The sequence below is a fragment of the Variovorax sp. P1_H12_2 genome, from assembly GCF_056405335.1.
The window spans coordinates 1-19,554 of record NZ_JBFUCI010000074.1; the positions used below are offsets into that span (position 1 = coordinate 1).

General features: G+C 68.1%; 21 protein-coding genes. 10 read left to right on the plus strand and 11 right to left on the minus strand.

Going from position 1 to position 19,554, the window contains the following annotated elements; translation table 11 throughout:
- The 4 genes from AC1D2K_RS10275 to AC1D2K_RS10290 all read right to left on the minus strand — a co-directional run.
- Window positions 1-500 (minus strand): phosphopyruvate hydratase family protein (locus AC1D2K_RS10275; RefSeq protein ID WP_478088542.1); only part of this gene is annotated, 500 nt, incomplete at its 3' end.
- A gap of 162 nt (window positions 501-662) precedes the next feature.
- Complete coding sequence (locus AC1D2K_RS10280) at window positions 663-953, minus strand: DUF1330 domain-containing protein (RefSeq protein ID WP_478088544.1); 291 nt, start codon at window positions 951-953, stop codon at window positions 663-665.
- Complete coding sequence (gene kdsA / locus AC1D2K_RS10285; RefSeq protein WP_478088546.1) at window positions 950-1,807, minus strand: 3-deoxy-8-phosphooctulonate synthase; 858 nt, start codon at window positions 1,805-1,807, stop codon at window positions 950-952. Before kdsA ends, AC1D2K_RS10280 begins: the two co-directional genes overlap by 4 nt.
- A complete protein-coding gene (locus AC1D2K_RS10290) occupies window positions 1,804-3,474 on the minus strand; it encodes a CTP synthase (RefSeq protein WP_478088550.1) in 1,671 nt (556 codons plus the stop codon). Before AC1D2K_RS10290 ends, kdsA begins: the two co-directional genes overlap by 4 nt.
- Before the next feature lie 190 nt (window positions 3,475-3,664).
- Between AC1D2K_RS10290 and coaBC the strand changes: the two genes are divergently transcribed.
- The 3 genes from coaBC (at window position 3,665) to AC1D2K_RS10305 (ending at window position 6,065) form a co-directional block, all read left to right on the plus strand.
- The gene (coaBC, locus tag AC1D2K_RS10295) at window positions 3,665-4,894 is read left to right on the plus strand and encodes a bifunctional phosphopantothenoylcysteine decarboxylase/phosphopantothenate--cysteine ligase CoaBC (RefSeq protein WP_478088552.1); all 1,230 of its coding nucleotides are present in this window, start codon (window positions 3,665-3,667) and stop codon (window positions 4,892-4,894) included.
- A gap of 37 nt (window positions 4,895-4,931) precedes the next feature.
- The gene (dut, locus tag AC1D2K_RS10300) at window positions 4,932-5,378 is read left to right on the plus strand and encodes a dUTP diphosphatase (protein WP_478088553.1); all 447 of its coding nucleotides are present in this window, start codon (window positions 4,932-4,934) and stop codon (window positions 5,376-5,378) included.
- A 195-nt stretch (window positions 5,379-5,573) separates the two neighbouring features.
- Window positions 5,574-6,065, plus strand: a complete 492-nt coding sequence (locus tag AC1D2K_RS10305; protein ID WP_478088555.1) for a glycine zipper 2TM domain-containing protein — start codon at window positions 5,574-5,576, stop codon at window positions 6,063-6,065.
- A 61-nt stretch (window positions 6,066-6,126) separates the two neighbouring features.
- Here AC1D2K_RS10305 and AC1D2K_RS10310 read toward each other — a convergent pair whose 3' ends face one another.
- Complete coding sequence (locus AC1D2K_RS10310; protein WP_478088557.1) at window positions 6,127-6,651, minus strand: FKBP-type peptidyl-prolyl cis-trans isomerase; 525 nt, start codon at window positions 6,649-6,651, stop codon at window positions 6,127-6,129.
- A gap of 14 nt (window positions 6,652-6,665) precedes the next feature.
- On the opposite strand from AC1D2K_RS10310, the gene AC1D2K_RS10315 reads away from it, so the two are divergent.
- From AC1D2K_RS10315 to AC1D2K_RS10325, 3 genes are all read left to right on the plus strand, one after another.
- The gene (locus AC1D2K_RS10315) at window positions 6,666-7,805 is read left to right on the plus strand and encodes a JmjC domain-containing protein (protein WP_478088558.1); all 1,140 of its coding nucleotides are present in this window, start codon (window positions 6,666-6,668) and stop codon (window positions 7,803-7,805) included.
- The gene (locus tag AC1D2K_RS10320; protein ID WP_478088561.1) at window positions 7,795-8,298 is read left to right on the plus strand and encodes a hypothetical protein; all 504 of its coding nucleotides are present in this window, start codon (window positions 7,795-7,797) and stop codon (window positions 8,296-8,298) included. Before AC1D2K_RS10315 ends, AC1D2K_RS10320 begins: the two co-directional genes overlap by 11 nt.
- A 93-nt stretch (window positions 8,299-8,391) precedes the next feature.
- A complete protein-coding gene (locus AC1D2K_RS10325) occupies window positions 8,392-8,640 on the plus strand; it encodes a hypothetical protein (RefSeq protein WP_478088562.1) in 249 nt (82 codons plus the stop codon).
- A 63-nt stretch (window positions 8,641-8,703) separates the two neighbouring features.
- Here AC1D2K_RS10325 and AC1D2K_RS10330 read toward each other — a convergent pair whose 3' ends face one another.
- The 6 genes from AC1D2K_RS10330 to AC1D2K_RS10355 form a co-directional block, all read right to left on the minus strand.
- Entirely contained in the window at window positions 8,704-9,480 is a 777-nt protein-coding gene (locus AC1D2K_RS10330; protein WP_478088564.1) for an MBL fold metallo-hydrolase, read from the minus strand.
- 7 nt (window positions 9,481-9,487) lie between these two features.
- Window positions 9,488-10,570: an outer membrane protein assembly factor BamC gene (gene bamC / locus AC1D2K_RS10335; RefSeq protein WP_478088566.1), complete on the minus strand. Its 1,083-nt coding sequence runs from the start codon at window positions 10,568-10,570 to the stop codon at window positions 9,488-9,490.
- A 119-nt stretch (window positions 10,571-10,689) separates the two neighbouring features.
- Window positions 10,690-11,616 carry a 4-hydroxy-tetrahydrodipicolinate synthase gene (gene dapA / locus AC1D2K_RS10340; protein WP_478088568.1) on the minus strand — a complete coding sequence of 309 codons (927 nt, stop codon included), beginning with the start codon at window positions 11,614-11,616 and terminating at the stop codon, window positions 10,690-10,692.
- A 41-nt stretch (window positions 11,617-11,657) separates the two neighbouring features.
- Entirely contained in the window at window positions 11,658-12,212 is a 555-nt protein-coding gene (locus AC1D2K_RS10345) for a class I SAM-dependent methyltransferase (RefSeq protein ID WP_478088570.1), read from the minus strand.
- Complete coding sequence (locus tag AC1D2K_RS10350) at window positions 12,209-12,358, minus strand: hypothetical protein (RefSeq protein ID WP_478088571.1); 150 nt, start codon at window positions 12,356-12,358, stop codon at window positions 12,209-12,211. Before AC1D2K_RS10350 ends, AC1D2K_RS10345 begins: the two co-directional genes overlap by 4 nt.
- 8 nt (window positions 12,359-12,366) lie before the next feature.
- A complete protein-coding gene (locus AC1D2K_RS10355) occupies window positions 12,367-13,581 on the minus strand; it encodes an MFS transporter (RefSeq protein WP_478088573.1) in 1,215 nt (404 codons plus the stop codon).
- A gap of 140 nt (window positions 13,582-13,721) precedes the next feature.
- Here AC1D2K_RS10355 and AC1D2K_RS10360 point away from each other — a divergent pair, with 140 nt between their 5' ends.
- The 4 genes from AC1D2K_RS10360 (at window position 13,722) to AC1D2K_RS10375 (ending at window position 19,337) form a co-directional block, all read left to right on the plus strand.
- Complete coding sequence (locus AC1D2K_RS10360; protein ID WP_478088575.1) at window positions 13,722-15,719, plus strand: DNA topoisomerase IV subunit B; 1,998 nt, start codon at window positions 13,722-13,724, stop codon at window positions 15,717-15,719.
- A gap of 85 nt (window positions 15,720-15,804) precedes the next feature.
- The gene (locus AC1D2K_RS10365) at window positions 15,805-16,683 is read left to right on the plus strand and encodes a lytic transglycosylase domain-containing protein (protein WP_478088578.1); all 879 of its coding nucleotides are present in this window, start codon (window positions 15,805-15,807) and stop codon (window positions 16,681-16,683) included.
- A 78-nt stretch (window positions 16,684-16,761) separates the two neighbouring features.
- The gene (gene parC / locus AC1D2K_RS10370; protein ID WP_478088580.1) at window positions 16,762-19,146 is read left to right on the plus strand and encodes a DNA topoisomerase IV subunit A; all 2,385 of its coding nucleotides are present in this window, start codon (window positions 16,762-16,764) and stop codon (window positions 19,144-19,146) included.
- Window positions 19,147-19,157: 11 nt separating this feature from the next.
- Window positions 19,158-19,337 (plus strand): hypothetical protein, encoded by a 180-nt coding sequence (locus tag AC1D2K_RS10375; RefSeq protein ID WP_478088582.1) that lies wholly within the window; start codon window positions 19,158-19,160, stop codon window positions 19,335-19,337.
- Window positions 19,338-19,554 lie beyond the last annotated feature (217 nt).

Sequence of the window (19,554 nt, forward strand, 5' to 3'; positions counted from 1 at the left end):
ATCATGAACTCCTGCAGGTCGAGGCTGTTGTTGGCGTGGGCGCCGCCGTTGATGACGTTCATCATCGGCACCGGCAGCTGCATGCCGCCCATGCCGCCGAAGTAGCGGTACAGCGGCAGGCCGGATTCCTCGGCCGCGGCGCGGGCCACGGCCATCGACACGGCCAGGGTCGCGTTGGCGCCCAGGCGGGCCTTGTTCTCGGTGCCGTCGAGGTCGAGCAGCGTGCGGTCCAGGAAGGCCTGCTCGCTGGCGTCCAGGCCCAGCACGGACTCGGAGATTTCGGTGTTGATGTTCTCGACCGCCTTGAGCACGCCCTTGCCCAGGTAGCGGCCCTTGTCGCCGTCGCGCAGCTCGATGGCTTCGCGCGAGCCGGTCGATGCGCCCGAAGGCACGGCCGCGCGGCCCATGGTGCCCGATTCGAGCAGCACGTCGCATTCGACGGTGGGGTTGCCGCGGCTGTCGAGAATCTCGCGCCCGACGATGTCTACGATTGCACTCATTTTCTCTTGCTCCGAAAAAAACCTGGTAATCAATCAGCTATCAAAACATGCCACAGCCTCATTCCAGGGATACCGCAGAACCGGCTTTGCCGGGCTGCTGGTATCGCCCCCTGAAAGGGGGTGGGCGGCTACACGAAGTGAGCCAACCTGGGGGTCAGCTTGTCATATGCCTTCGACCACGATCATGCGCATGATCGCGGCCCCCTGACGCGACGCGCGCGCCTTGCCGTATTCGGGCGAGTCGTTGAATTTCTTCGCCGCCTCGACGCTCGGAAACTTGAGGATCACGATGCGCTGGGGATTCCAGTCGCCCTCGAGCACCTCGACCTTGCCGCCGCGCACGCAGACCTCGGCGCCGTGCACCTTCATGGCTTCGGAGGACCACTTCTTGTAGTCCTCGTACTGCGTCGGGTTCGTCACCTCGACATTCGCGATGATGTAGGCGCTGGTCATTGCTGAAAAATGTCCTCGAGAAATGCGTTCTTCTTGGTGACGCGGTCGAGCGCCAGCAGCGTCTCGAGCAGGGCCTTCATGTGCTTGAGCGGCACGGCATTCGGGCCGTCGCTCAAGGCCTTGGCCGGGTCCGGATGGGTTTCCATGAACAGCCCCGCCACGCCGACCGCGACCGCCGCGCGCGACAGCACCGGCACCATCTCGCGCTGGCCCCCCGAACTGGTGCCCTGGCCGCCGGGCAACTGCACCGAATGCGTGGCGTCGAACACCACCGGGGCGCCGGTCTCGCGCATGATCGCGAGCGAACGCATGTCCGAGACCAGGTTGTTGTAGCCGAAGCTGGCGCCGCGCTCGCAGGCCATGAAGCTGTCCTCGGGCAGGCCCTTTTCCTTGGCCGCCGCGCGCGCCTTGTCGATCACGTTCTTCATGTCGTGCGGCGCGAGGAACTGGCCCTTCTTGATGTTGACTGGCTTGCCCGACTGCGCCACGGCGCGGATGAAGTCGGTCTGGCGGCACAGGAAGGCCGGTGTCTGCAGCACGTCGACCACCTGGGCCGCGGCCGTGATGTCTTCTTCCGTGTGGACGTCGGTCAGCACCGGCAGGCCGAGTTCGCGCTTGACCTTGGCCAGGATCTCCAGGCCCTTGTCGCGGCCCGGGCCGCGGAAGCTGGTGCCCGACGAGCGGTTGGCCTTGTCGAAGCTGCTCTTGAAGATGAACGGGATGCCGAGCGAGGCGGTGATCTCCTTGAGCGTGCCGGCGGTGTCCATCTGYAATTGCTCGGACTCGACGACGCAGGGCCCTGCGATCAAGAAGAAGGGCTGGTCCAACCCGATGTCGAATCCGCAGAGTTTCATGCCACCACCTTGAGAGCCTTCTTGTCCGCGCCCTGATGTTCGAGCGCCGCCTTGACGAACGCATTGAACAACGGATGACCGCCCCACGGCGTGGACTTGAACTCGGGGTGGAATTGCACGCCCATGAACCACGGGTGCACGTTCTGCGGCAATTCGACGATCTCGGTCAGGTGCTCGCGTTGCGTCAGTGCCGAAATGACGAGGCCGGCGCGGCGAAGTTCRTCGAGGTAGTTGACGTTGGCTTCGTAGCGATGGCGGTGCCGCTCGGTCACGACGTCGCCGTAGATGCTGTGGGCCAGCGTGCCGGGCGTCACGTCGGAGCTTTGGGCGCCCAGGCGCATGGTGCCGCCGAGATCGGACTTCTCGTCGCGGGTCTTGACCGTGCCGTCGTTGTCCTTCCACTCGGTGATCAGCGCGATCACGGGGCAGGGGGTCTCGGGGTCGAACTCGGTGCTGTTGGCGTTCTTGAGGCCGGCCACGTTGCGGGCGTACTCGATGGTCGCGACCTGCATGCCCAGGCAGATGCCCAGGTAGGGCACCTTGGTCTCGCGGGCGAAGCGCGCCGCCGCGATCTTGCCCTCGACGCCGCGCTGGCCGAAGCCGCCGGGCACCAGGACGCCATCGTACTTGCCGAGCCGCGCGACGTCCTGCGGCGTGATGGTCTCGGAGTCGATGTAGTCGATCTTCACGCGCGCATGGTTCTTCATGCCGGCGTGGCGCAGCGCCTCGTTGAGCGACTTGTAGCTGTCGGACAGGTCGACGTACTTGCCGACCATCGCGATCGACACGTCCTTCTGCGGATGCTCGACCTCGTAGACCAGGTCGTCCCAGCGCTGAAGCTTGGCCGGCGGCGTGTTGATGCGCAGCTTGTCGCAGATCAGGCCGTCCAGGCCCTGCTCGTGCAGCATGCGCGGCACCTTGTAGATGGTGTCGACGTCCCACATCGAGATCACGCCCCATTCGGGCACGTTCGAGAACAGCGAGATCTTGGCGCGCTCGTCGTCGGGAATCGGCCGGTCGGCGCGGCACAGCAGGGCGTCGGCCTGGATGCCGATGGCGCGCAGTTCCTTGGCGGTGTGCTGGGTCGGCTTGGTCTTGAGCTCGCCGGCCGCGGCGATCCACGGCACGTAGCTCAGGTGCACGAAAGCCGAATTGTTGGGGCCCATGCGCAGGCTCATCTGGCGCACGGCCTCGAGGAAGGGCAGCGACTMGATGTCGCCGACGGTGCCACCGATCTCGACGATCGCGACATCGACCTCGTGCGGGGTGTCGATGCCGGCGCCGCGCTTGACGTATTCCTGGATCTCGTTCGTGATGTGCGGGATCACCTGCACCGTCTTGCCCAGGTAGTCGCCGCGGCGCTCCTTCTCGAGCACGGACTTGTAGATCTGGCCGGTGGTGAAATTGTTGGCGCGCCGCATGCGCGTCGTGATGAAGCGCTCGTAGTGGCCCAGGTCGAGGTCGGTCTCGGCACCGTCGTCGGTGACGAACACCTCGCCGTGCTGGAACGGCGACATCGTGCCGGGGTCGACGTTGATGTACGGATCCAGCTTGATGAGGGTGACATTGAGGCCGCGCGATTCAAGGAGGGCGGCGAGCGAGGCGGAGGCGATTCCCTTGCCCAGGGAGGACACCACACCGCCGGTGACGAAGACAAATTTGGTCATGCCAGTTCCGGACGCAGATCCGGGAAGTGGGAAATAGGGATTATAGGTGTGGGCATTTGCTCGCCCCCCATGGCATCCCGCACTTCGTGTCGGGACGCCTACCCCCCGACCGGGGGGCGGGCCGGCCGCTTGGGAGCGGCCCGGCGCGGCGGCCCCCTGGCCTCGATCCTTGGCGCTTTAAACTCCGTCGATGCAACAAGAACTCGTTGGCAAACACATCGTCCTGGGTCTCACGGGGGGCATCGCCTGCTACAAGTCGGCCGAATTGTGCCGGCTGCTGGTGAAGGCCGGCGCCACCGTGCAGGTCGTGATGACCGAGGCGGCCGAGCAGTTCATCACGCCGGTGACCATGCAGGCGCTGTCGGGGCGGCCGGTCTACGGCTCGCAGTGGGATGTGCGCGAGCCCAACAACATGCCGCACATCAACCTGAGCCGCGAGGCCGATGCCATCGTGCTGGCGCCCGCCAGTGCCGATTTCATCGCCCGGCTGGTGCAGGGGCGCTCCGACGAATTGCTGAGCCTGCTGTGCCTGGCGCGCCCGGCCGAGCGGGTGCCGCTCCTGATCGCGCCGGCCATGAACCGCGAGATGTGGATCCATCCGGCGACCCAGCGCAACCTGCGCCAGGTCGATGCCGACGGCGCGCGCGTGCTGGGCGTGGGCAACGGCTGGCAGGCCTGCGGCGAGACCGGCGACGGCCGCATGCTGGAGGCCCAGCAACTGCTCGAGGAAGTGATCGCCCAGTTCCAGCCCAAGGTGCTGGCGGGCCAGCAGGTGGTCGTGACCGCCGGGCCGACCTTCGAGGCGCTCGACCCGATCCGCGGCATCACCAATCATTCCTCGGGCAAGATGGGCTTCGCCATCGCCCGCGCCGCGCGCGATGCCGGTGCCGAGGTCACGCTGGTGGCCGGCCCGGTGCACTTGGCGACGCCGCGCGGCGTGCGCCGCGTCGACGTGCTGTCGGCGCGCGAGATGCTCGACGCGACCCTGCAGGCCGTGCAGGCGGCCTCGATCTTCGTCGCCACTGCGGCCGTGGCCGACTGGCGCCCGGCTTCGCACAGCGAGCAGAAGATCAAGAAGGATGGCAGCGGCAAGCCGCCGGTGCTGCACTTCGTCGAGAACGACGACATCCTGCTGACCGTCGCCCAGGGTGCGCGCGCCCAGAGCGGCCAGCTGTTCTGCGTCGGCTTCGCGGCCGAGAGCGAAAATCTGGAAGCCCATGCCAAGGCCAAGCGCGAGCGCAAGGGCATTCCGCTGCTGGTCGGCAACATCGGTCCGCTCACCTTCGGGCAGGACGACAACAGCCTGCTGCTGGTCGACGCCCACGGCGTGCGCGAATTGCCGCGCGCGCCCAAGCTCACGCTGGCGCGCGATCTGGTGGCCGAGATCGCGGCCCGCCTTCCCACCGCCGGTTCGCGTTGAACCGGCCCTCTCTCATCACACGCACAGGTCACAAGAATTGAAAGTCGACGTTCGCATCCTCGATCCCCGCATGCAGGACCAGCTGCCTGCCTACGCCACGCCCGGCAGTGCCGGGCTGGACCTCCGGGCCTGCCTCGACGCGCCCATCACGCTGGAGCCCAATGCCTGGCAACTGGTGGGCACGGGCATCGCGATCCACCTGGCCGATCCGGGCTTCGCGGCGCTGATCCTGCCGCGCTCGGGACTGGGCCACAAGCACGGCATCGTGCTCGGCAACCTGGTCGGCCTGATCGACAGCGACTACCAGGGCGAACTGAAGATCAGCGCCTGGAACCGCAGCGACACGCCCTTCGTGCTGCAGCCCATGGAGCGGCTCGCCCAACTGGTGATCGTGCCGGTGGTGCAGGCGGCGTTCCAGGTGGTGGCCGATTTCCCGCCCAGCGAACGGGGCGAGGGCGGCTACGGATCGACGGGTAAACACTGAACACCCGAGGTCGGCACCTGTAGGCCGTCGCCTTCAGGCGCGCGTCTCGCAGGGCCACACGTAAAGAGCGGAACCGGCGATGGCCTTTCGGCTTCGAAGGTATCAAGCTGTGTCGAGGTCATCCCGCATGCCTCTGCCGCGTTGAATTCCCATCCGGCCTGCATCGGCCCCCCGTTTCCTGAGGAGCAAAACACCATGAAGATTTCCGTCCGCCTCGTTTCCGTCGGCGCCTCCGTCCTGGCACTGGCCGCGCTGACGGCCTGCGTCGCGCCGGCGCCGGTCTACCAGACCTCCAGCTACCCCTATCAGCCGCCGCAGCCGGCGCAGCAGGGTCCCTATGTGGAATACGGCCGGGTCGCGAACATCGAGGTCGTCCAGAGCCAGAGTGCGGGTGCGGCCCCGAGCGGCGTCGGGGCGGTGGCCGGCGGCGTGGTCGGCGGCGTGCTCGGCCACCAGGTCGGTAGCGGCCGCGGCAACACCGCCGCGACCATTGCCGGCGCTGTGGGCGGTGCCCTGCTCGGCAATGCCGTCGAGTCAAACAACAGAGCGCCGCGCACCTACCAGAGCTATCGCGTCTCGGTCCAGACCGACAACGGCGGCTATCGCGCCTTCGACGTGCCCAGCCCGGGCGATCTGCGCGTCGGGGACCGCGTTCGCATCGACAACGGCCAGATCTCCCGCTTCTGAGCGCCGCGCGCCCAATGAAAAAGCCGGGCAGGGCCCGGCTTTTTTTCGTCTGCGTCGCGGCTCAGTGCAGCAGGTCGTTGCCCGGTGCGGTGGGCGGGACCTTGAAGAATCCGGTGCCCGCCGTGCCGCTGCCGATCTCTTCTTCGGTGGCTTCGCGCACCGACTTCACGGTCATGTCGAGCCGGATCGCGATGCCCGCCAGCGGATGGTTGCCGTCCAGCACCAGATGCTCGGGATAGATCTCGCTGACGGTGTAGAGCACGTCCTTGGGCATGTCGGGGTTCACGCCTTTGGGCAGCGCCGCGCCGTCGAAGCTCATGCCTTCCTCGGTCTCGGGCGGGAACAGYGAGCGCGGCTCCAGAAAGAGCAACTGGTCGTTGAAGTCGCCGAAGGCCTGTTCGGGTTCGAGCTGCAACTGGACCCGGGCGCCCGGCTCATGGCCGAGCAGGGCGGCCTCGATGGCGTCGAAGAGATCGTCGCCGCCGACCAGGAACTCCACCGGGTCGTCGAGCACGTCCAGGACTTCGCCCAAGGTGTCTTTCAGTGTCCAGGTCAGGCCGACCACGCATTGTTCAGTGATTTCCATTGGACAATTCTCCCATGGAGATTGATCTACCCCTGCCCCTGCTCGGCGGCCTCAGCGCCCGCCAGTTCATGCGACGCCACTGGCAGAAGAAGCCTCTGCTGGTCCGCCAGGCCGTGCCCGGCATGGTGCCACCAATCGCACGCTCTGCGTTGTTCGACCTGGCCGCCCGCGAGGAGGTCGAGTCCCGGTTGATTCGCCACCGCGATGCCGGCTGGACCCTGAAGCACGGGCCTTTTGCGCGCCGCGCCTTGCCCGGGCTCCAGCAGCCCGGCTGGACCCTGCTGGTGCAGGGCGTGGATCTGCACGATCAAGGCGTTCATGAACTGTTGCAACAGTTCCGTTTTGTTCCCGATGCCCGCCTCGACGACCTGATGATCAGCTATGCAAGCGATACCGGTGGCGTCGGGCCGCATTTCGACAGCTACGACGTGTTCCTGCTGCAGGCGCAGGGACGGCGCCGCTGGTCGATCGGCAAGCAGCGCGACCTCGGCCTGCAGYCCGACGTGCCGCTCAAGATCCTGGCCCGCTTCGAAGCCGAGCAGACCTTCGTCCTCGAGCCCGGCGACATGCTCTACCTGCCGCCGCGCTATGCGCACGACGGTGTCGCGGTCGGAGGCGACTGCATGACCTGCTCGATCGGCTTGCGTGCGCCGGCCGCCGCGCCGCTCGGCGCCGACCTGTTGTCGCGCATCGCCGAGGCGCACGCGGATGCGCTGCAGGACGAACCGGCTCGGGCCGCGGTGCACTACCGTGACCCGTCCCAGGATGCACTCGCGACGCCGGCCGCCATGCCTCAGGCGCTGCAGGCCTTCGCGCGCGAGGCGGTGCTGGCTGCCGTGCGCGACGGCGAGGTCATCGACCGCGCGCTCGGCGAATCGATGACCGAGCCGAAGCCGACGGTCTGGTTCGATGCCGGCGAGCTGCCGCAGCACTGGAACGAGGTGGCACTGGACCGTCGCACGCGCATGCTTTACGACGCGCGCCATCTCTACATCAACGGCGAGAGCTTCCGGGCCGCGGGCCGCGACGCCACGCTGATGCGGCGGCTGGCCGACCAGCGAACGCTCGGGGCGCGCGATCTGGCGGGCGCCAGCGAGGATGCACTCGCGCTGCTGGGCGATTGGTGCGAAGCGGGGTGGTTGCATGCCGGATGACGCGGTCGGTGTCGACCTGCCCGAAGGCGCCTTCGATGGCCGCCAGGCCTTCCAGGCGCACCTGCATGCGGCGCTCGAGGCGGCAGCGCGCGAGAACTGGCGCGAGATCGTGCTGGCCGACCCCGACTTCCTGGACTGGCCGCTCGGCGAGCGCGCGAGCGTCGAGGCCCTGCAGGCCTGGTCCGCCGCCGGGCGCAGCTTCGTCCTGCTGGCGCAGCGATTCGACGTCTTCGCACGCGAACATGCGCGCTTCGTCCATTGGCGTCGGATGTGGAGCCATATCGTCGATTGCCGTGCCTGCCATGGCCCCGGGCTGCCGCAGGTGCCCAGCGCGATCTGGACGCCCACCTGGTTCCTCCAGCGCATCGACGTCGAGCACGCGCGAGGCGTCTGCGGCAGTGCGCCGCAGGCGCGGCGCGCCCTGCGCGAGCGCATCGACGAATGCCTGCGCCACGCCAAGCCGGCCTTTCCCGCGGACACGCTGGGCTTGTAAGCCAATGCCGCGAATCGCACCGGATCGGGGCGTCGGGCCCGACCGCGGGTCTAGAATTTTTTCCTCTGCCATCTTCATCCAAAGGAGCCCCCAATGAAGAAGTCCGCCCTGCTCGCTTCGCTGATCGCCGCTGCCGCATTGACTGCGTGCGGCAAGAAGGAAGAGCCGGCGCCGGCGGTGGTCGCGCCACCTCCCGCACAGGTCGCGCCGCCGGCCGAGCCTGCCGCACCTGCCGCGCCCGCAACAGCGCCATCCGCCGAATCGTCTTCCGCGCTGGACGCCGCCAATCAGGCGACCGAGGCCGCGAAGAAGAATGCCGAGACGCCGCCCGCCAAGCCCTGAGGGCTGATCCACCACCCGAAAAAAAGGCCGCCCTCGGGCGGCTTTTTCATTCAGGGGCCAGGCTCAAAGATCAAGCCAGGGCGAGCCCTCGGCGGCCGTGGCGGTGAGCATGTCCTGCTCGGTGGCGCCCAGCGCTTCAGCCATCACGCGGCGCACGATCTCGGGCCGGTTGTTCTGTTCGCTCAGGTGCRCCGCCAGCACATGGCGCAGGCCGCCGTGGTGCACGGCGCGCGCAATGGCCGCGGCCGCGGCGTTCGAGAGATGCCCGTAGTTGCCGCCGACGCGCTGCTTGAGGAAGGGCGGATAGGCCGAGCCGGCCAGCAGGTCGCTGTCGTGGTTGAACTCGAGCAGGAGGGCGTCGAGGCCCATCAGGCGGGCCAGCACGTGCGGCGTCGCATGGCCCAGGTCGGTGAGCACGCCGAGGCTGCGCGCGCCGTCGGTGCAGCGCAGCTGCAGGGGCTCGCGCGCATCGTGCGGCACGGTGAAGGGCTGGATGCAAAGATCGCCGACCTCGATGTCGACGCTGTCGCGGGCGAGCTGCAGGCGGCCTTCGAAATCGTGCCCGCCGGTTGCGAGCCAGGTGCCCTCGCTCATCCAGACCGGGATCCGCTCGCGGCGCGACAAGGCCCGCGCGCAGCCGATGTGGTCGCCGTGCTCGTGCGTGATGAAGATGGCGTCGATGTCGCCGGCGGCGAGCCCGGCCCGCGCCAGCCGCGTATCCAGATGCCGCAGCGCGAAGCCGCAGTCGACCAGCAGCCGCGAGATGCGGCCGCCGCTGGACGCCTCGACCAGCGTGGCGTTGCCGGTGCTGCCGCTGCCCAGACTGCGGAAGCGCAGCATCGACCGGCTACTTCAGGTCGTCGGCAATCACCTGCACGATGCGTTGCGCATTGGCGGTGCTGTCGGCTGCGCCGGCTTCGTTCAGTACCGACACCGTGCTGGTCTCGCCCTGGCCCTTGACCAGGATGCGGAACTTGAGCGGCGCGTCGGTCTTGCTCGAGCCGAAGCTCAGCAGCTTGGAGAAGATGCTCGGTTCCGACTTGTTGGGGTTCGGCGGCACGTAGCGCACGAAGTAGGTGCCGGCGGCGCGGTCGCGGTCTTCCACCGTGAAGCCGGTGCGGTCGAGCGCCAGGCCGACACGGCGCCAGGCGCGTTCGAAGTTGTCGTTGATCTGCACCACCGGCTGGCCACCGACGTTGGCGACCTTGGCCGTCTGCGGCGCTGCGCCGGTGGCGGCGAGGACCTTCGACTGCTCTTGCGAGACACCCAGCTTGACCATCAGGCGGCGCAGGAATTCGGCTTCGAGTTCAGGATCGGTGGCGCGCGGCTGCCAGGTGGTCTGGTCCTTGCGCGAGCTGCTGTAGACCTCTTCCATGCCGCGGTGGCTGATGAAGATCTCGGTGCCATTGGGCGTGCGTTCCAGCCGGGTGCGGAAGCGGTCGAGCTCGCCGGTCGAATAGACCGAGTCGAGCAGCTTGCCGATCGTGCCGCGAAGAATGTCCTGCGGCAGCTTGGCGCGGTTCTCGGCCCAGTCGGTTTCCATGATGCCGAGGTTGCGCTGGTCGGAGGTGAGCAGGAAGCCGCTCTCCAGCCAGAAGTCGCGCACCGGGTCCCAGAGCTGGTCGGCCGGCCGGTTGATGACCAGCCAGCGCTGCGTGCCGGCACGTTCCATGCGCACATCGCCGACCGAACTGACCGCGGTCGGCAGGCTCGGCGAATTGGCGAGGCCGGCCTGGTAGGAGTTGGCCGTGACCGCACCGCCCGGCACCGCATAGCGGTTGTCGCGCGACAGCTGCGTCAGGTCGGGCGGCACTTCGAGGGTCGGGGCCTTGCCGGCGCTCTTGTAGTCGATCTTGTCGCTCTCGAGGGCCGAACAGGCGGCGAGGCTGGCGACCAGGGCCAGCAATGCGAATCGCGAAATGGTTTTCAACGTCTGCTTCCTTTTTGGAATGTTGAGCTCGATCGATGGGCGCGGCGCCCGCTTCTTCAGAGCGCGGACCGGGCAAAAAGGTTGCCGGCGTCCGCGAACGCCCGCTGTAAAGAGGGGGGTCAGTTCTTGAGGAGGCCGCTGGCGCGCAACGCGGATTCGACCACCGGCCGGCTGGCTTCGGCCAGTTCGGTGAGGGGCAGGCGCAGCGCGCCGCCGCACAGGCCGAGCCGTGCCATCGCCCACTTGAGCGGAATCGGGTTCGGCTCGACGAACAGGTGGCGGTGCAGCGGCATCAGTTCGAACTGGATCTGCATGGCGCGCTTCACGTCGCCGGCGATCGCAGCGACGCACAGTTCGTGCATCTTGCGCGGCGCGATGTTGGCCGTGACGCTGATGTTGCCCTGGCCGCCGCACAGCATCAGCGCGACCGCGGTCGGGTCGTCGCCGGAGTACACGGCAAAGCGCTTCGGCAGATCGCGGATCAGCCACTGGGCGCGCTCGATGTTGCCGGTTGCTTCCTTGATGCCGATGATGCCGGGCACTTGCGCCAGCCTCAGCACGGTATCGTGCGCCATGTCGGCGACGGTTCGGCCGGGCACGTTGTAGAGCACCGTCGGCAGGTCGCCCACCGCTTCGGCGATCGCCTTGAAGTGCTGGTACTGGCCTTCCTGCGTCGGCTTGTTGTAGTAGGGCACCACCTGGAGCTGGCAATCGGCGCCTACGCCCCTGGCGAACTTGGCGAGCTCGATGGCTTCCTTGGTGGAATTGGCGCCGCAGCCGGCCATCACGGGCACGCGGCCGCGCGCCTGTTCGACCGCGACGCGGATGATCTCGCAATGCTCTTCGACGTCGACCGTCGGCGACTCGCCGGTGGTGCCGACGACGCCGAGACAATCGGTGCCTTCGTCGATGTGCCAGTCGATCAGCCGGCGCAGGGCGGGGTAGTCGACACTGCCGTCGTCATGCATCGGCGTGACGAGCGCAACGATGCTGCCTGTCAGTTGCTCCAAGGGAATCTCTTTGTGGGTTGCCCGAAAAGCAGCCATTCTACTGATCTGGCCGCCTCCGCCGGGAAGGGGTGGCCCGGCTAAGCCGGCTGGAGCAGGTGGCGCGGCGGTGTCGCAGACGGTGCGGCGGGCGGCCGCACGGCTGCAATGCGCTGGACGAAACGCTCGGGTTCGGGCAGGAAACCGTCCTCGTAGGCCACCACGCGCAGGCCGGCGCAGGCGGCCAGCAGTTCGCCGGGCTGGAGCAGGAAATCCGGCCGCGATGGCTTGCCGACGCTCTCGTTGCCCGCCGCAAAGGTTTCATAAAGCAAAACGCCGCCGGGCGCGACCGCCGCGACGATGTCCGGCAGGCGCGGGCGCCAGAGGTAGTTGGTGACGATCACCGCGCCGAAAAGCCGGCCTTCGAAGGGCCAGGGGCCGTCCTCGATGTCGGCCTGAACGGCGCGACCGAACGATGCCGCGGCATCGATCGCGTCCTGCGAGCGGTCGACGCCTGTAGCGGGGTGGCCGCGGTCGCCGAACCAGCGCATGTGGCGGCCGCTGCCGCAGGCGACGTCCAGCACCGTGGCGCCGGGCGCCAGCAGGTGCGACCAGCGCACGATCCAGGGCGAGGGTGCGAGTGTGGCGTGATTCAAAAGCAGGCCCAGATCTGGTCGGCCAGCGTCACCAGGAAGCCCGGACGCGTGTAGAGCGCGAACACGCCCGCCAGCGCGAGCGCGGCGGCGCCCAGCCAGCCGGCTTGGACAAGGCGATGGCGGGTGGGGCGGGTGGTTTCAGACATGTCCGTGGTCAAGCAGGTTGGATTCTCGGTCGCAAAATCGCGTTTTCCTTGACCGGCAGGTTGATCAGCGCTGCCATCACGCCGAGCCCGATCGAGACGTACCAGACCAGGTCGTAGCTGCCCAGCCGGTCGTACAGATAGCCGCCCAGCCAGACTCCCAGGAAGGAGCCGACCTGGTGGCTCAGGAAGACGAAGCCGCCCAGCATCGACAGGTGGGCGACGCCGAAGATCTGGGCCACGATGCCGCTGGTCAGCGGCACGGTCGAGAGCCACAGGAAGCCCATCGCGGCGGCGAACACGTAGACCGAGAGCGGCGACAGCGGCGTCAGCAGGAAGACGGCGATCGCCGCCGCGCGGCTCAGGTAGATGGCCGCCAGCAGCTTGCGCTTGGCCAGCCGGGAGCCCAGCGCGCCCGCGGTGTAGGTGCCGAATATGTTGAACAGGCCGATCAGCGCCAGCGCATAGCTGGCCACCTCGGGCGAGAGCCCCTTGTCGCGCAGGTAGCTCGGCATGTGAATGCCGATGAACGCCAACTGGAAGCCGCAGACGAAGTAGCCCGCCGTCAGCATCACGAAACTGGGGTACCTGAAGGCCTCCTGCACCGCCTGCGCGATGGTCTGTTCGCGCTTGCCGCTGGCGGCGGCGAGCCGCGGTTCGCGCAGCGAGTAGGCCAGCGGGATGATCAGCAGCACCATGGCCGCCAGCGCCAGCAGCGCGGTCTGCCAGCCGAGCCGGGCGATCAGCTGGCCCTCGACCGGCACCATCAGGAACTGGCCGAAGGAGCCGGCGGCGGCCGCCACGCCCATGGCCCAGGAGCGGCGCTCGGCCGGGACCTGGCGCCCGATCACGCCGTAGATCACGGCGTAGGTGGTGCCGGCCTGGGCGGCGCCGATCAGCACGCCGGTGGTCAGCGCGAACAGCAGCGGCGTGTGCGACAGCGCCATGCCGGCCAGTCCCAGCGCATAAAGCACGGCGCCGGCCACCAGCACCCGGAAGGCGCCGAGCTTGTCGGCCAGCATGCCGGCGAAGACGCCGATCACGCCCCAGGAAAGGTTCTGGATGGCGAGCGCGAGCGAGAAGGCCTGCCGCGTCCATCCCTGGTCCTGGGTGATCGGTTGGAGCCAGAGGCCGAAGCCGTGCCGGATCCCCATCGACAGGGTGACGATCATGGCGCCGCAGAGGAGCACCCGCTGGATGCCCAGCGGCTGGGAAGAAGAGGTCATTGCGGAAAATGTACCGAAAAGCCGGGATCGGCGTCGGGCGCCTGCCGGCGGCGATTGTTGATATTTTCGGCGGCCTTTGATGCGGTCCGCGCGCCGGGGCCCGCGGGCGGCCCCGGAACCAAGGCCTAGAATCCCGCGCCATGGCAAGCAAGGAACCAGGCAGTTACGGCGAGGCGTCGATTCGCGTCCTCAAGGGCCTCGAGCCCGTCAAGCAGCGGCCGGGCATGTACACCCGCACCGACAACCCGCTGCACATCATTCAGGAAGTACTGGACAACGCGGCCGACGAGGCGCTCGCGGGCTACGGCAAGAAGATCAAGGTCACACTGCATACCGATGGCTCGGTCAGCGTCGAGGACGATGGCCGCGGCATTCCGTTCGGCCTGCATCCGGAAGAGAAGGCGCCGGTGGTCGAGCTGGTGTTTACCCGGCTGCATGCGGGCGGCAAGTTCGACAAGGGCTCGGGCGGCGCCTACAGCTTCTCGGGCGGCCTGCACGGGGTCGGCGTGTCGGTGACCAATGCGCTGTCGACCCGGCTCGAAGTCGTCTCGTACCGCGAAGGCTCGGTGGCGCAGCTCGCCTTCTCGGCCGGCGACGTGATCGAGCCACTGAAGGTGCGGCCGCAGGAAAGCGCGGCCGCCTCGAACGGCGATGGACCGCGCGACCGCAAGCTGGGCACCACGGTGCGCGCCTGGCCGGATCCGAAGTACTTCGAGTCCGCCGCGCTCCCGATCAACGAGCTGACCCATCTGCTGCGCAGCAAGGCGGTGCTGATGCCCGGCGTCACGGTGACGCTGGTGGTCGAGAAGACCAAGGACGTCCAGACCTGGCTCTACAAGGGCGGCCTGCGCGACTACCTGATGCAGACCCTCAACGGCGAGCCGGTGATCCCGCTGTTCGAAGGTGCGGGCCATGCCGACAAGAACGCCGACAACTTCGCCGAAGGCGAGGGCGCCGACTGGTGCGTGGCCTTCACCGAGGACGGCCAGCCGGTGCGCGAGAGCTACGTCAACCTGATCCCGACCAGCGCCGGCGGCACCCACGAGAGCGGATTGCGCGACGGCCTGTTCAACGCGGTCAAGAGCTTCATCGAGCTGCATTCGCTGCTGCCCAAGGGCGTCAAGCTGCTGCCCGAGGACGTGTTCGCACGCGCTTCGTACGTGCTGTCGGCCAAGGTGCTCGACCCCCAGTTCCAGGGCCAGATCAAGGAACGGCTCAACTCGCGCGACGCAGTGCGGCTGGTGTCCAGCTTCGTGCGGCCCGCGCTCGAGCTGTGGCTGAACCAGCACGTGGACTACGGCAGGAAGCTCGCCGAACTGGCCATCAAGGCCGCGCAGACGCGGCAGAAGGCCGGGCAGAAGGTCGAGAAGCGCAAGGGCTCCGGCGTGGCCGTGCTGCCCGGCAAGCTGACCGACTGCGAGAGCAAGGACATCGCGCACAACGAGGTCTTCCTGGTCGAGGGCGATTCGGCCGGCGGCAGCGCCAAGATGGGGCGCGACAAGGAAAGCCAGGCCATCCTGCCGTTGCGCGGCAAGGTGCTGAACACCTGGGAAGTCGAGCGCGACCGGCTGTTCGCCAACACCGAAATCCACGACATCTCGGTGGCGGTCGGCGTCGATCCGCACGGGCCCAACGACACGCCTGACATGTCGGGCCTGCGCTACGGCAAGGTCTGCATCCTGAGCGATGCCGACGTCGACGGCTCGCACATCCAGGTGCTGCTGCTGACCTTGTTCTTCCGCCATTTCCCGAAGCTGATCGAGGCCGGCCACGTGTACGTGGCCAAGCCGCCGCTGTTCCGGGTCGACGCGCCGGCGCGCGGCAAGAAGCCGGCCTCCAAGTTCTATGCGCTCGACGAGGGCGAACTCACGGCGATCCTCGACAAGCTGCGCAAGGACGGTGTGCGCGAAGGCGCCTGGAGCATCAGCCGCTTCAAGGGGCTGGGCGAGATGAACGCCGAGCAGTTGTGGGAGACCACGCTGAACCCCGACACGCGGCGCCTGCTGCAGGTGCGGCTGGGGCGCTTCGACACCCAGGGCACCGAGGGCGAGATCACCAAGCTGATGGGCAAGGGCGAAGCCGCCGCCCGCCGCGAACTGATGGAACTGCGCGCCGATGATGTCGAGATCGACGTCTAGGCCGGCGCCGGGCCATGAACATTTTGTGACGCTGTGAGCGGTCGGACAGGCCCGTAGCCATCCATAGTGCCGCATGGCAAACCTCATGAGAGCCCTTGGACGCTTCCTGCTGCTGTCGGCGCTGCTGCTGATCGCGGCGCAGCGCGTCCACGCCGCCGACATCTTCGGCTACATCGACGACAAGGGCGTGGCGCATTTCGCATCGGAGCAGATCGATCCGCGCTACCAGCTCTTCTTTCGGGGCGGCCAGAGCTTCGACACGGCCAAGGGCATCGGCCTGCCCCGGCTGGGCGCGAAGGGCGTGATCGACGGCAAGGTGCCGCCTGCTTCGCAGGCGCTGCTGGCGTTGTTCGAGGCCTCGCCGAACTTCAAGCCCGCGCAGGGCGCACTGCGCGATGCGGCGCGGCGCCATTCGATCGACTACGAGCTGCTGCAGGCGCTGGTCGCGACCGAGTCGGGATTCGATGCGCAGGCCGTGTCGCCCAAGGGCGCATTGGGTTTGATGCAGGTGATGCCGGCCACCGCGCAGCGCTATGGCGTCACGACGGACGGGCGGGCGTCGATCGAGAAGAAGCTCTTCGACCCGCACATCAACGTCGCCACCGGCTCGCGCTACCTGCGCGACCTGCTCGCGATGTTTCCCGGCCGGATCGAGCTGGCGCTGGCGGCCTACAACGCGGGCGAAGGCGCGGTGCAGCGCGCCGGCAACAGGATCCCCAACTACCGCGAGACCCAGAACTACGTCGCGACCGTGCTGCAGCTCTACGCCTACCTGAAGCCTTCGGCGCCGCACGGGCGCGGCAATGCGCCCGGCCGCATCCGCATGGAAATGACGGTGCCGAAGGGCGGCGAGCTCGGACGTGGCAACATGCCGTCCGAACCGCGCGGCGTGCCGGCGCTGCCCGCCGATGCCGGGCCGGCGCCCGAAACGCCTGCCGAAACGGAATTGCCCGCGCCGCCATGAAGTCGGCGGCGAGCCGGACACCGGGCCGAGCGCAAGGCGCCGGCCCCTCTCCCTGAATTTCCTCATCATTCTTTTTCCATGGACTCTCAACCCACGCTCGATCTGCAGAGCCCCGAAGACGATGGCGCGCTGACGCTGGCCGACTACGCGCAGACCGCCTACCTCGAATACGCGCTCAGCGTGGTGAAGGGCCGCGCCTTGCCCGATGTCAGCGACGGCCAGAAGCCGGTGCAGCGGCGCATCCTCTATTCGATGTCGCGCATGGGGCTGGGCTTCGGCGGCGCCAACGGCACCGTGGGCGCCAAGCCGGTCAAGAGCGCGCGCGTGGTCGGCGACGTGCTCGGCCGCTTCCATCCGCACAGCGACCAGGCCGCCTACGACGCACTGGTGCGCATGGCGCAGGACTTCTCGCAGCGCTATCCGCTGGTCGACGGCCAGGGCAACTTCGGCAGCCGCGACGGCGACGGCGCCGCGGCGATGCGCTACACCGAGGCGCGGCTGGCCCGCATCACGAGTCTCCTGCTTGACGAGATCGACGAGGGCACGGTCGACTTCATCGCCAACTACGACGGCTCGACCGAGGAGCCGCGCCTGCTGCCGGCACGGCTTCCGTTCACGCTGCTCAACGGCGCGAGCGGCATCGCCGTCGGCCTGGCGACCGAGATCCCGAGCCACAACCTGCGCGAGGTCGCCGACGCCTGCGTGGCGCTGATCAAGGCCAACGGCCAGCTGACCGACGAGGAACTGTTCACCCTGGTGCCCGGCCCCGACTATCCGGGCGGCGCGCAGATCATCAGCAGCGCGACCGACATCGCCGACGCCTATCGCACGGGTCGCGGCTCGCTCAAGGTGCGGGCCCGCTGGAAGATCGAGGAGCTCGCGCGCGGCCAGTGGCAACTGGTGGTCAACGAACTGCCGCCGGGCGTCAGCTCGCAGAAGGTGCTCGAAGAGATCGAGGAGCTCACCAACCCCAAGATCCGCGCCGGCAAGAAGGCGCTCACGGCCGAGCAGACGCAACTCAAGGCCTCGGTGTTGTCTCTGCTCGACGTGGTGCGCGACGAGTCGAGCAAGGACGCGGCGGTGCGGCTGGTGTTCGAACCCAAGACCTCGCGCATCAGCCAGGAAGAGTTCGCCACGATGCTGCTGTCGCAGACCTCGCTGGAGAGCTCGTCGTCGATCAACCTGACGATGGTGGGCATCGACGGCAAGCCGACGCAGAAGTCGCTGCGGCAGATGCTCAACGAGTGGATCGCCTTCCGCGAGATCACGGTCGAGAAGCGCTCGCGCCATCGGCTCGGCAAGGTGCAGGACCGCATCCACATCCTCGAAGGGCGGCAGCTGGTGCTGCTGAACATCGACGAGGTGATCGCGATCATCCGCGCCGCCGAGGATCCGAAGGCGGCGCTGATCGCGCGCTTCAACCTGAGCGACCGGCAGGCCGAGGACATTCTCGAGATCCGGCTGCGTCAGCTGGCGCGGCTGGAGGCGATCAAGATCGAGCAGGAGCTCAAGGGCCTGCGCGAGGAACAGAAGAAGCTCGAGGACATCCTCGGCAGTCCGGCCGCGCTGCGCCGCCTGCTGGTGAAGGAAATCGAGGCCGACGCGAAGAGCTTCGAGGATGCGCGCCGCACGCTGATCCAGGCCGAGAAGCGGGCCGTGGCCGAAGTGCGCGTGGTCGACGAGCCGGTGACCGTGATCGTGTCGCAGAAGGGCTGGGTGCGCACGCAGAAGGGCTGGGCCAGCGAGCGCGCCGCGGCCGCCGCGGCACCCGAGTACAGCTTCAAGTCGGGCGATGCGCTGTATGGCGCCTTCGAATGCCGCTCGGTCGATACGCTGCTGGTCTTCGGCACCGCCAAGGACAAGGGCGTGCGCGTCTACAGCGTGCCCGTGGCGTCGCTGCCGGGCGGGCGCGGCGACGGCCAGCCGGTGACGACGCTGATCGACCTCGACAGCGGGACGCATGTCGCGCATTACTTCGCGGGCCCGCTGTCGGCCAACCTGCTGCTCGCGAACACCGGCGGCTACGGCTTCATCGCGGCGGTCGAGAACATGATCTCGCGCCAGCGCGGCGGCAAGGCTTTCATCGACGTCGGCGAGGGCGAGCAGCTGTGCCGCCCGTCGCTGGTYGGCGGCGCCGGCGGCGCCGAGCCGCTGCCGGCGGCCACGCACGTGGCCTGCGCCTCGACCGGCGGCCGTATTCTGACCTTCGACATCGGCGAACTCAAGGCGCTGCCGAAGGGCGGCCGCGGGCTCACGCTGATCGATCTCGAGGCCAAGGACACGCTGGCCGGTGCGGCGGCCTACACGCGCAGCATCAAGATTGAAGGCATCGGCCGCGGCGGCAAGGAGCGCGAGGAGACGCTGGAGATCCGCACGCTCAACAACGCGCGCGGCACCCGGGCACGCAAGGGCAAGGCGGCCGATCTCGGCTTCAAGCCGACCGGCATCGTGCGCGTGCTGTAAGGGAGGCGCGCATGGAAATCGGAATCATCGGGCTCGTGATCGCGGTCGTGAGCGGCCTCGCGAGCTTCGCGCTCGGCCGCTGGCTGTCGGGCCGGCGGCGGCAGAAGAAGGCCCGGCAGGCCCGCGCGGCGGCCGAGGCCGGGCAGAGCCGGCAGGTGCGGCGGGCGCGGGAGCGGCGGCAGAAGCGCTGACGCCGAGGGTATCGAGCCGGCGGCCATCGGTTTTTGCTGCCACGCGAACTCTGGCGTTCTCCGGCAGGGGCGTTGATCAAGGCCCAATCGGTGCTGGTCAACAGGCGCGGACCGCACTCGGCTTGGTGGTGGTGCGCGCCGGCCAACTGCCATCCGCAATGAGGGATTGGACTGTGCTCAAAACCAGGGCGCGCACGGTGGAGGCCGCCATCGAAAG

Excerpts from the sequence above, each read along its gene's own strand:
- AC1D2K_RS10325 (WP_478088562.1), top strand. The coding sequence starts at position 8,392 with ATGAAGAAGTCCGCCCTGCTCGCTTCGCTGATCGCCGCTGCCGCATTG.
- AC1D2K_RS10355 (WP_478088573.1), bottom strand. The coding sequence starts at position 13,581 with ATGACCTCTTCTTCCCAGCCGCTGGGCATCCAGCGGGTGCTCCTCTGC.
- dapA (WP_478088568.1), bottom strand. The coding sequence starts at position 11,616 with ATGGCTGCTTTTCGGGCAACCCACAAAGAGATTCCCTTGGAGCAACTG.
- AC1D2K_RS10280 (WP_478088544.1), bottom strand. The coding sequence starts at position 953 with ATGACCAGCGCCTACATCATCGCGAATGTCGAGGTGACGAACCCGACG.
- AC1D2K_RS10375 (WP_478088582.1), top strand. The coding sequence starts at position 19,158 with ATGGAAATCGGAATCATCGGGCTCGTGATCGCGGTCGTGAGCGGCCTC.
- AC1D2K_RS10305 (WP_478088555.1), top strand. The coding sequence starts at position 5,574 with ATGAAGATTTCCGTCCGCCTCGTTTCCGTCGGCGCCTCCGTCCTGGCA.
- AC1D2K_RS10320 (WP_478088561.1), top strand. The coding sequence starts at position 7,795 with ATGCCGGATGACGCGGTCGGTGTCGACCTGCCCGAAGGCGCCTTCGAT.
- AC1D2K_RS10350 (WP_478088571.1), bottom strand. The coding sequence starts at position 12,358 with ATGTCTGAAACCACCCGCCCCACCCGCCATCGCCTTGTCCAAGCCGGC.
- AC1D2K_RS10360 (WP_478088575.1), top strand. The coding sequence starts at position 13,722 with ATGGCAAGCAAGGAACCAGGCAGTTACGGCGAGGCGTCGATTCGCGTC.
- AC1D2K_RS10365 (WP_478088578.1), top strand. The coding sequence starts at position 15,805 with ATGAGAGCCCTTGGACGCTTCCTGCTGCTGTCGGCGCTGCTGCTGATC.
- coaBC (WP_478088552.1), top strand. The coding sequence starts at position 3,665 with ATGCAACAAGAACTCGTTGGCAAACACATCGTCCTGGGTCTCACGGGG.